The following is a 9,498-nucleotide window of genomic DNA, read 5'->3' on the forward strand; positions in this document are numbered from 1 at the left end:
CTCCGGCGGCACCGGCGGCAATGCGGGCCTGCCCACCATGTACGGGTCGATCATCGCGGCCGGAATCCTCACCTTCATCGCCGCCCCCTGGTTCGCCAAGCTGCTGCGGTTCTTCCCGCCGGTGGTGACCGGCACGCTGCTGACCGTCATGGGCACCACGCTCATGAGCGTATCCGCCAGTGACATCGTCTCCTTCGGCACCAACGCCCCCGCCGGCGCCTCGGAGGCGGCCGTCAACGCCCTCACCCTGCGGGGCCTGGGCTACGCCGTCCTCACCATCGTCCTCATCGTCGCGGTCCAGCGCATTTTCAAGGGCTTCATGGCGACCATCTCGGTGCTCATCGGCCTGGTGGCGGCCACGGGCGTCGCCGTCGTGCTGGGCGATACGGACTTCTCCGGGGTAGCCGACGCCGCCCCGCTGGGCGTGACCACGCCCTTCTACTTCGGCATCCCCCAGTTCTCCGCCGCCGGCATCCTGTCCATGGTCATCGTCATGGCGGTGACCGCGGTGGAGACGACGGGCGACGTCTTCGCCACCGGCGAGGTGGTCGGCAAGCGCATCACGCCCGCCCACATTGCCGCCGCCCTGCGCGCGGACGGGCTCTCGACCCTGCTGGGCGGCCTGCTCAACTCCTTCCCCTACACCTGCTTCGCGCAGAACGTCGGCCTGGTGCGGCTCACCCGGGTCAAGTCCCGCTGGGTGGTAACCGTGGCCGGCGCCATCATGATCGTGCTGGGTCTGCTGCCGAAGGCGGGCGCCGTCGTCGCCTCCATCCCGACGCCGGTCATCGGTGGGGCCAGCCTGGCCATGTTCGCCTCGGTGGCCGTGGTCGGCATCCAGACACTCGGCAAGGTGGATATGCGCGACAACCGCAACTCGGTCATCGTGTCCACCTCGATCGGCCTGGCCCTGCTGGTCACCTTCAAGCCCGACATCTCCGCCGGTATGCCGGCCTGGCTCCAGATCATCTTCGGCTCGGGCGTGACCATCGGGGCGCTGACCGCCGTTGTGCTCAACCTGCTCTTCTTCCACGTCGGTCGCCAGCGCGGCGAGGACGTGACCGTCGTCGCCGGGCGGAGCGTGAGCCTGGACGCCGTCAACGCGATGGATCGTGAGGAGTTCGTCTCCACGCTCTCCGGGTTGTACGACGGCGCTACCTGGCCGGCCGAGCGTGCCTGGGAGCAGCGGCCCTTCGCCTCGACGTCGCAACTGCGCCAGGCCTTCGAGGATGCGGTCCTGTCCGCCTCCCCCGCCGAGCAGGAGGCGCTCGTGCACGGCTACCGGGATGTGGTGGAGCTGCTGCTGTCGAGCGACGACGACGATCAGGCGCACCTGGACACCGCCTCCCTGGCCCTGGAGGACATGGACGACGCCGATGCCGCCGAATTGCGCGGACTGGCCGCCGCCTACCGCGAACGCTTCGGCCGTCCCCTGGTCATGTGCGTGGCGCGGGTGGCCGACCGCGGTCAGCTCGTGGCCCGCGGCTGGCAGCGCGTGGAGTCCTCCCCCGCCCGGGAGGCGCGGGTGGCGCTGGGCGAGGTCATCGACATCGCCGACGAACGCTTCGACGCGATGATCGCCGACGCCAACCCGATCCGCACCGCCTGGGCACGCAAGTTCGAGCAGCTGGACTAACGAGCACGCACAGGCATCTATGCCGTGTTACCCTCAATACCTGAGACGGGCGTGTCGCATGTGTGCGGGGAAGAAGGCGGTCATGCTCTGTTCACTGCCCTCAGGTGAGGAGACACCATGAGCAAGAAACGAACGGCCGGGATCGTCGTCCTGGCGGGGCTTGCCGCACTCGCGCTCCCATTCGCCGTCGGGCATAGCGGCGATGCCGCAACTACCGCGCCCGAGCCGGCCGCGTCGTCCCAGGCACCGCTCGCGCCGGAAGTGGAGGAGCTCGCCCATCACGAACTCGCGGGCGACGAGCTCACCTTCGCGCCGGGAATGGAAGTACCCTCACCGGCCGATCTCATGCCCGAGCTCGCCGGCGCCACTGTTCAGGAGCAGGACGGTACCTCCCTCACCCTTGAAGCCGACTCGGCGAACACCGCGGCGCGACGCGACCTGGAAGACAGCGGGCTGGACCCCGACTCCACCGGAGTCACCATTCACGTGGCCGAGGGCGACCTGGCGGTCTCCGAGGTCATTTATTGGCAGTGCGGCTGGATCGATGAGTACCTGAACGCGGCCGACGCCGGGGACACCACGCGCATGGCACGCGCCGAGTCGCAGCTGAATACCTTCCCGACGCTCAACGCCATCACCACCTACGCTCCGGAGTTCACCGAGCAGCACGAACATATCGTGGTGCCCATGCTTGACGGCGACCTCGACACCGGGCGCTACTGGCTCACCGGCAACTGCGATCACTACATCGACCGCTGATGCGCGCTCGGACGCCGACGACGCTCGTCGTCTGGAAGTCTGCTCGAGGAATCTAAACCCGCTGGGGCGTCACGCGCACTGGGACTGTCTAAGCCCGCTTGGACCGTCTGAAAACGCGGCTGGGACGGTCCGTCCTCGCCTTGGGAGTCCAACTGGAGTTGCCGACGCTCCTCTCGACCGGCATCGCCGCAGGCGGACACAAAGCACCCTCCAGCACACAGATCGAAGGACCCATGCACCGGAGGGTGCTCATGCGTGGAGATGCGGGGAATCGAACCCCGGTCCGACGGTGGTGCAACAGGACTTCTCCGGGTGCAGTTCGCTGCTGACTTTCTCAGCCCCGGCGTCTCACGCGAACAAGGACGCCGACGGGCTCAGCCATCTAAAAGTCCCGAGACCCCCGATGGCGAGGGGCCTCAGCAGTGGCTTCCTAGATGACGCCAGGAACCGGGGCGGAAGCGCCCCCGGGCTGACGGACTTCGAGGCTCGCCTCAGGCGGCGAGGGCGAAGTCGGTGCGAGTGTTATCGGCACCTATTGGTTCGCACAGAGCGTTGACGAGATGACTGTGCATCCTCGACCCGCTTCTCCTGAATCCACGACCGTCGTCGAAACCGATCATCCCCTGTGGAGTTGTCACCGCCCGGCACACCGGACGGACTGCGCCCGCACGCGGGCAGATCTAGGATATCAGTCCCAGATTCCGCCGTCACGAGACCTCCGCCACCATATTTGTTTCGTGAGGCCACTAAGATGAGGGCAGTGGCTCGGCGGCTGACAGCCAACGATGGGATGTCAACGAGCCCGCCCATCAGGAGGATTAACTCATGGAGACTCGCCCCCTACCCGCTCTGGAACGCAGCATCTCGGTGATCGGCATCGGCACCTGGCAGCTTGGCACCGACTGGGGTGAGGTCACCGCCGAGGACGCCACCGCCACGCTCCAGGCCGCCGTCGACTCCGGCGTCACGTTCATCGACACCGCCGATGTCTACGGCGACGGCCGCTCCGAGCGGTTCGTCGGTTCCTTCGCCGCCACCCACCCGGAGGCGGGCCTCACCATCGCCACCAAGATGGGTCGGCGCGTGGAGCAACTGCCGGAGAACTACACCCGCGAAGCCTTCCTCGCCTGGAACGATCGCTCCCGCTCCAACCTCGGGATGGACACCATCGACCTCGTGCAGTTGCACTGCCCGCCCAGCGAGGTCATCGCCGCCGAGCGCACCTGGGACTGGCTCGAGGAGATGGTCGACGCCGGCCGTATCCGCGCCTACGGCGTGAGCGTGGAAACCTGCGATCAGGCGCTTGAGGCCATGACCCGCCCCGGCTGCGCCTCGGTCCAGATCATCCTCAACATCTTCCGCCGCAAGCCCCTGGAGCAGGTGCTGCCGATGGCGCTGCAAACTCAAACGGCCATCATTGCGCGCGTGCCGCTGGCCTCCGGACTGCTCTCCGGCCGGTACACGGAGGACACCACCTTCCCCGCCTCCGACCACCGCACCTACAACCGAGACGGCGCAGCCTTCGACATCGGCGAGACCTTCTCCGGCGTGCCCTTCGACGTCGGCGTGCGCTCCGCCCGTGAATTCACCGCCCTATGCAGCGAGCTCGGCCCCAAGGGTGCGCGCCCGGCACAGGTGGCGCTGCGCTGGATCCTCGACCAGCCGGGGCTGACCACCGTCATCCCGGGGGCGCGCAATGCCCGGCAGGCCGCCGCCAATGCCGCTGCGGCGTCCCTGCCCCAACTCAGCGAGGATCTACACGACGCCCTCACGGACCTGTACGACCGGAACATCCGCGCTCACGTGCACGACCGCTGGTGAGTTCGGCCAGAGCCTGACGGTCGACACGCCCGGCTCGTCATATCGACCGGTCTCGGCACGTCATATCGACCGGTCTCGGCACGTCATTAGTGCCGGTTTCGGCATGTTATTAGTGCCGGTTTCGGCGAGGGGGCCGGCCGTCAGCCGCGACGGCGGTTGGCGGCGGCCACGGCGCGCGCGGCCTCACGCTTATCCTGCGCCTCGCGCAGGGCCTGACGCTTGTCCCAGTCCTGCTTGCCTCGGGCCAGGGCGATCTCCAGCTTGACGCGCCCGTCGATGAAGTACAGCTCCAACGGCACGATGGTGTAGCCCTTGGCCTGCACCCGCTGGGCGAGCCGGTCAAGCTCCGAGCGGTGCAGCAGCAGCTTGCGCTTGCGACGCGGGGAGTGGTTGTTCCACGTGCCCTGCAGGTACTCGGGGATGTGCGCGCCCTGCAGCCACGCCTCGCCACGGCGGTCGATCTCGATCCACGCCTCGGTCAGCGAAGCCCGCCCCATGCGCAGGGCCTTGACCTCGGTTCCAGTCAGGGCAAGTCCAGCCTCGTACCGGTCCTCAATGAAGTAGTCGTGGGTCGCCTTGCGGTTGCGGGCGATGGTCTTGTGCGCGGCGGCAGCCGCCTTGGCGCGCTGTGCCGCCGTCGGCTTCTTCACCCCGTCGGTCTTCTTAGCCATTGGCATCCCCTTCCCCTCGTCCCGGCTCCTCAGGCCACGGCGCCGCATATTACTGCGGCCCGCGGCGCTCGCCAAGGCAGCAGCCACCGGCCGCACCGGCGTGAGCGGCCCGCAGCCCCACCGAAATCAGAACCCGGGCAGGGTCATGGGATCAATGCTCGCGCCGTTGAGGTAAACCTCGAAGTGGCAGTGCGGTCCGGTCGCGCCGCCGGTCATACCCGTCAGCCCGATCTGCTGCCCCTTGGAGACGGTGGCGCCGTTGGCCACGGTGATTGAGGACAGGTGGCAGTAGGCCAGCACCACGGACTGGCCGTTAATGACACCGCCGTCAATGATGACCCCGTTACCGCACGAGCTGTTGATGTTGTGTGTGACGGTTCCGGAGACGCCCGCATACTGGGGCACTCCCTGTGCGGCCGCCAGGTCCACGCCCGCGTGGAGCTTGTAGGTGCCGGTGATGGGGTGGACCCGGTACCCGTAGGGCGAGACGACGGTGAGCCCGCCGGTGAGCGGGTGCCCGATGGCGCCACCGCCAAGGGAGGATGCGGACACGGAGCTGGAGGAGGCCCCGGTGTAGCCCGCGGAGGCCTGGTTGGCGGCGTCGATCTCGGCGATCTTGGCCGCGGCGGCCGCTTCGTCGGCGGCGGCCTGCGCCTGCTGCGCCTCCAGGCCTTCTTTCTGGGCTTCCAGGTTGGTGGCGGCCGTTTCCTTCTCGCTCTTGAGCGTGGCTACCTCATCGCGCTTGGTCTGCGCGGTGTCCCGGGCCGTCTGGGCCTCCGCCTCGGCGGCGTCGGCCTCCGCCTTGAGCGTGGCCACGCGAGAAGTGGTCGCATCCTGGCGGGCCTCCCGGTTGGCCGCCTGTGCCCGCTCCTCCTCCGCGGCGGTGAGGACCGACTCCTGCACGCCGGTGGCAATCTCCATCGTGGAGGCGCGGTCGGTGAGGTCATCAACCGAGTCGGAGGCGAGGACGTAGGTCCAGGAGGTGACCGCGTTGTCTCCCTGGTAGGTGGCCACCACCAGGTCGGCGACGGACGTGGAGTTCTCATCCACGGTGGTCTGAGTGTCCGCGGCTTCCTGCTGCAGCGTGGCCAGGTCCGATTCGGCGACGGCGAGCCGATCCGCGGCGACCTGCTGCTCGCGCTCCTTCTCCGCCAGGACGACCTCGGCGTCGTCGAGCTCCGTCTGCGCGGTGGTCAGGGCGGCCTCCGCGCTTTGCAACTCGATATAAGCCTGCCCGAGTTCTGCCGAGACCCCCTCCAGCGAGGCGGCGAGCTCGGCCTGCTTCTGCTGGGCGGCGGCCTGCTCGTCGACGGCGTCCTGACGGTCGTCGGCCCGCGCCCCAGCGGAAATGGGCGCGGCCACCAGCACGAGTGCGGCAGCCCCGACGACGGCGCGACGCAGCCGCCTGGTGCGGCGTCGGGAACGACCGCGGACAGGAGACAGGGCTGGGAGCACTGGGAGCATGAGAATCAGACCCTTGTGTACTTCGACAGTGAGAATGCGGAGGAGACGACGGCCAGAACCACGGCGGCCAGCAGCAGCCAGGGGGCCAGCCGCAGCACGTCGCCGGTGCCGATGAAGGCGGTGAAGTTGATGGAGGACGCCAACCAGTCGACGACGATGTAGCGCACCGCCAGCCACAGCGCCACTACCGCCCCGGCGGCGCCGATGAGGGCGGCGATGGCTCCCTCAAGCATGAACGGCAACTGGATGAACAGGTTCGAGGCGCCCACCAGCCGCATGATGCCGGTCTCCTTGGACCGACTCATGGCGGACAGGCGGATCGTCGTGGCGATGAGCAGCACCGCCGTCAGCGCCAGGATGGCCGCCAGTCCCCCGGTGATCCACGAGACCCGGTTCATGACCACGAAGAGGGGCTCCAGCGTGTCCGCCTGGTCGATGACGCGCTCAACGCCGGCACGGCCGGTGAACTGCTCGGCCACGACTTGGTACTTCTCCGGGTCGACAAGTTTGATGCGGAAGGAGACCGGCATCATGTCCTCGGTGGCGTTGCGGCCGATCCGCGACTCCCCGTAGGCGGCCATGAACCGCTCGTAGGCCTCCGCCTTGGATTCGATGGTGTAGTTGTCGATATAGGGGCTGAGCGTGTCGGAGTTGAGGAGGCCCTCGACGGCGTCGATCTCCTCCTGGGTGGCCTCGCCGTCGGCGCAGGCCGCCGCGGTGGAGGAGGTCGGGCACATGTAGACGCTGACCTCGACCTTGTCGTACCAGTCGCCCTTCATGACGGAGATCTGGTTCTGCAGCAGCACGGAGGCGCCGACGAACAGCAGTGACACGAAGGACACCAGGATCACCGAGACGGTCATGACCAGGTTCCGGCTGAGCCCCTTGAAGGTCTCGGAGACGATGAAACGAAATCGCATGCGGTTACCTCAATACCTCTTTCGCTGCCTTATTCACGGCGTTCAGCGGTCCGAGCCGTAGACGCCGCGCCTCTGGTCGCGCACAACCTCGCCCGCCTTGAGCTCGATGACGCGTTTGCGCATCTGGTCGACGATCTCGTCGTCGTGGGTGGCCATGACCACGGTGGTGCCCTGCCGGTTGATGCGGTCGAGCAGGCGCATGATGCCGACGGAGGTGGACGGGTCGAGGTTGCCGGTGGGCTCATCGGCCATGAGCAGCTTGGGGCGGTTGACCATGGCGCGGGCGATGGCCACGCGCTGTTGCTCACCACCGGACAGCTCGTGCGGCAGCCGCTTCTCCTTGCCCGACAATCCCACGAGTTCAAGCGCCTCGGGGACGGCGGAGAGGATGTAGTGACGAGGCTTGCCGATCACCTGCGAGGCGATGGCGACGTTTTCAAAGACGGTCTTGTTCTCCAACAGGCGGAAGTCCTGGAAGACGAAGCCCATCTCCTGGCGGAGCTTGGGCACCTTCCAGCTGGAGATCTGCGACAGGTCGCGCCCGAGCACATGGATGCGACCGGAGGTGGGACGCTCTTCGCGCAGGGTCAGGCGCAGGAAGGTGGACTTGCCGGAGCCGGATGCGCCCACGAGGAACACGAATTCCTCGCGCCCGATCTCTATGGAGACGTCGTCGAGCGCGGGACGGGCTCCGCGTTTGTACACCTTGGAGACGTTGTCGAATCGGATCATGGGGTAGCTGCTTCCTGCTCGTGGCCGACGCAGGCACGCCGGGGCTGCATGCCACGGTATCCAGTGGTGCTTGGAATCTCGGCCGTGACACGCCAGGACACGCCGACTGGCAGTGTGGTGAGGCCCGCTGCCGCGTTCTACCGTTCCCGGCATGGCCGTACCTTCCGCACCGCCACCCGACGACGACGCCCCCGCCGTCGAGCAGACGATCGACGTGGGCACCTGGAACCGTTTCACCCAGTCGCTGGCCGCTGCCATACAGCCGCCTGGTTCCGCTGCCGACGCCGGCACGGTCACGGTGTCCCTGGAGGCGCCCGCACCGATCGTCTCCGCCGATGCGGAGCTGTGGGAGCGCACGGGTCGCGGCCCCATGCGGCTGCTGCGACGCAAGCGTCGGCTGTTCCCCTCCCCGCAGGCGCCCACGGTGACGCTGGCGGCCCGCCCCGACCAGGTGGTGCTCACCGCACCGACCCGCGATGACGCGGGACGGGTGCTACTCCACGACGCCGCGACGACGGCACTGGCCGCGCTGGGCTGGGAACGGCGCGACGACGTCATGGTGCGGCGCCTCACGGATGCGGATGCGGCTGCCGCATTGGCGACGCGAATCCTCATCGAGGTGTTCGACGTCGCCCACCCGGCGGACCTCAGCGTGCACGGCGTCGGCGTGAGCTGAACACGGCGGCCGCGCGGCTCAGTCGTCCCGCTCGTCGGCGAGCACGTAGTCGAGCGCCTCCGGACTTGTTGCCGTCTCCAGCATCGGTGGGCGGGCGGCGGTGCTCGCCTGTGGCGGTTGCGCCGTCGGGGTTGACGACGGCATGGGTGCCTGCAGCGGCGCGGGCGTCATGGGGTCCGCCTGAACCGCAGGATGCGCATCCGGCTGCGCGTCAGACGGGGCGGCCAGTTGAGGCCGGGCCTCATCCGGTGTGGGTGCGGAACCGGCTGAACCGGCCGACGTCGTCGGGGTGGTCTCGTCCGACTCGCTCCCCTGCGCGGCGTCGGGGGCGTGGGCGATGCGCATGAAGCGCGATTCCCCGCGCGTGAGGTCGTGCCCACCGCAGGAGATGGTGAGCACGTTAGTGATGTGCTCCTCGGAGCCCTTGGCCCAGCTTTCCTGGGTGAAGCGTCCGACCAGTACCACGGGGTCACCCTTATGCAGGGAACGGGCGAGGTTTTCGGCCAGCGCTCCCCAGGACTTGGCGGTGAACCAGATGGTTTGCCCATCCTGCCAGCCCTCGGCGGTGCGAAAGGACGGGGAGGTGGCCAGGCGGAAGTAGCAGTAGGCGCGTCCGTTGGAGGTGCGTGTGACGACCGGATTCGTGCCGAGAACGCCTTGGACAATCAAATCGAGTTGGCGGCTCATGGAAGTGCTCCTTGGGTAAGAGAGCCGGCCGGGTGCCGGCTCCCTCACAACGGTCCCGCAGGCGCCGAGCACATCGCCACCGGCCCGTTCGAGCTCTGTGGACGAGCCCTGCACCTGTCTCTTATACACTCT

The 9,498-nt window shown here is 68.0% G+C and carries 9 protein-coding genes and 1 other RNA gene; 4 read left to right on the plus strand and 6 right to left on the minus strand.

What is annotated here, in order from left to right:
- A partial coding sequence (locus RWX45_RS11295) for a solute carrier family 23 protein (RefSeq protein ID WP_316023820.1) occupies positions 1-1,636 on the plus strand: 1,636 nt, incomplete at its 5' end.
- Between the two features lie 117 nt (positions 1,637-1,753).
- The gene (locus RWX45_RS11300; RefSeq protein ID WP_316023821.1) at positions 1,754-2,395 is read left to right on the plus strand and encodes a hypothetical protein; all 642 of its coding nucleotides are present in this window, start codon (positions 1,754-1,756) and stop codon (positions 2,393-2,395) included.
- 253 nt (positions 2,396-2,648) lie between these two features.
- Here the strand turns inward: RWX45_RS11300 and ssrA are convergent.
- Positions 2,649-3,019, minus strand: a transfer-messenger RNA (tmRNA) gene (gene ssrA / locus RWX45_RS11305).
- Between the two features lie 201 nt (positions 3,020-3,220).
- Between ssrA and RWX45_RS11310 the strand changes: the two genes are divergently transcribed.
- A complete protein-coding gene (locus RWX45_RS11310) occupies positions 3,221-4,216 on the plus strand; it encodes an aldo/keto reductase (RefSeq protein WP_316023822.1) in 996 nt (331 codons plus the stop codon).
- A 140-nt stretch (positions 4,217-4,356) separates the two neighbouring features.
- Here the strand turns inward: RWX45_RS11310 and smpB are convergent, their stop codons facing one another.
- The 4 genes from smpB to ftsE all read right to left on the minus strand — a co-directional run bounded on the left by smpB (position 4,357) and on the right by ftsE (position 8,003).
- Positions 4,357-4,887, minus strand: a complete 531-nt coding sequence (gene smpB / locus RWX45_RS11315) for an SsrA-binding protein SmpB (RefSeq protein ID WP_316023823.1) — start codon at positions 4,885-4,887, stop codon at positions 4,357-4,359.
- 126 nt (positions 4,888-5,013) lie between these two features.
- A complete protein-coding gene (locus tag RWX45_RS11320) occupies positions 5,014-6,351 on the minus strand; it encodes a peptidoglycan DD-metalloendopeptidase family protein (protein ID WP_316023824.1) in 1,338 nt (445 codons plus the stop codon).
- Positions 6,352-6,356: 5 nt separating this feature from the next.
- The gene (ftsX, locus tag RWX45_RS11325; RefSeq protein ID WP_316023825.1) at positions 6,357-7,271 is read right to left on the minus strand and encodes a permease-like cell division protein FtsX; all 915 of its coding nucleotides are present in this window, start codon (positions 7,269-7,271) and stop codon (positions 6,357-6,359) included.
- A 42-nt stretch (positions 7,272-7,313) separates the two neighbouring features.
- Complete coding sequence (gene ftsE / locus RWX45_RS11330; RefSeq protein WP_316023826.1) at positions 7,314-8,003, minus strand: cell division ATP-binding protein FtsE; 690 nt, start codon at positions 8,001-8,003, stop codon at positions 7,314-7,316.
- Between the two features lie 151 nt (positions 8,004-8,154).
- On the opposite strand from ftsE, the gene RWX45_RS11335 reads away from it, so the two are divergent.
- Entirely contained in the window at positions 8,155-8,679 is a 525-nt protein-coding gene (locus RWX45_RS11335) for a TY-Chap domain-containing protein (protein WP_316023827.1), read from the plus strand.
- A gap of 18 nt (positions 8,680-8,697) precedes the next feature.
- On the opposite strand, the gene ssb is transcribed toward RWX45_RS11335, so the two are convergent.
- Positions 8,698-9,366, minus strand: coding sequence for a single-stranded DNA-binding protein (gene ssb / locus RWX45_RS11340; protein ID WP_316023828.1), 669 nt, complete (start codon positions 9,364-9,366; stop codon positions 8,698-8,700).
- Positions 9,367-9,498: the final 132 nt, after the last annotated feature.

The organism is Actinomyces sp. MRS3W (assembly GCF_032465695.1).
Taxonomy (GTDB): domain Bacteria; phylum Actinomycetota; class Actinomycetes; order Actinomycetales; family Actinomycetaceae; genus Actinomyces.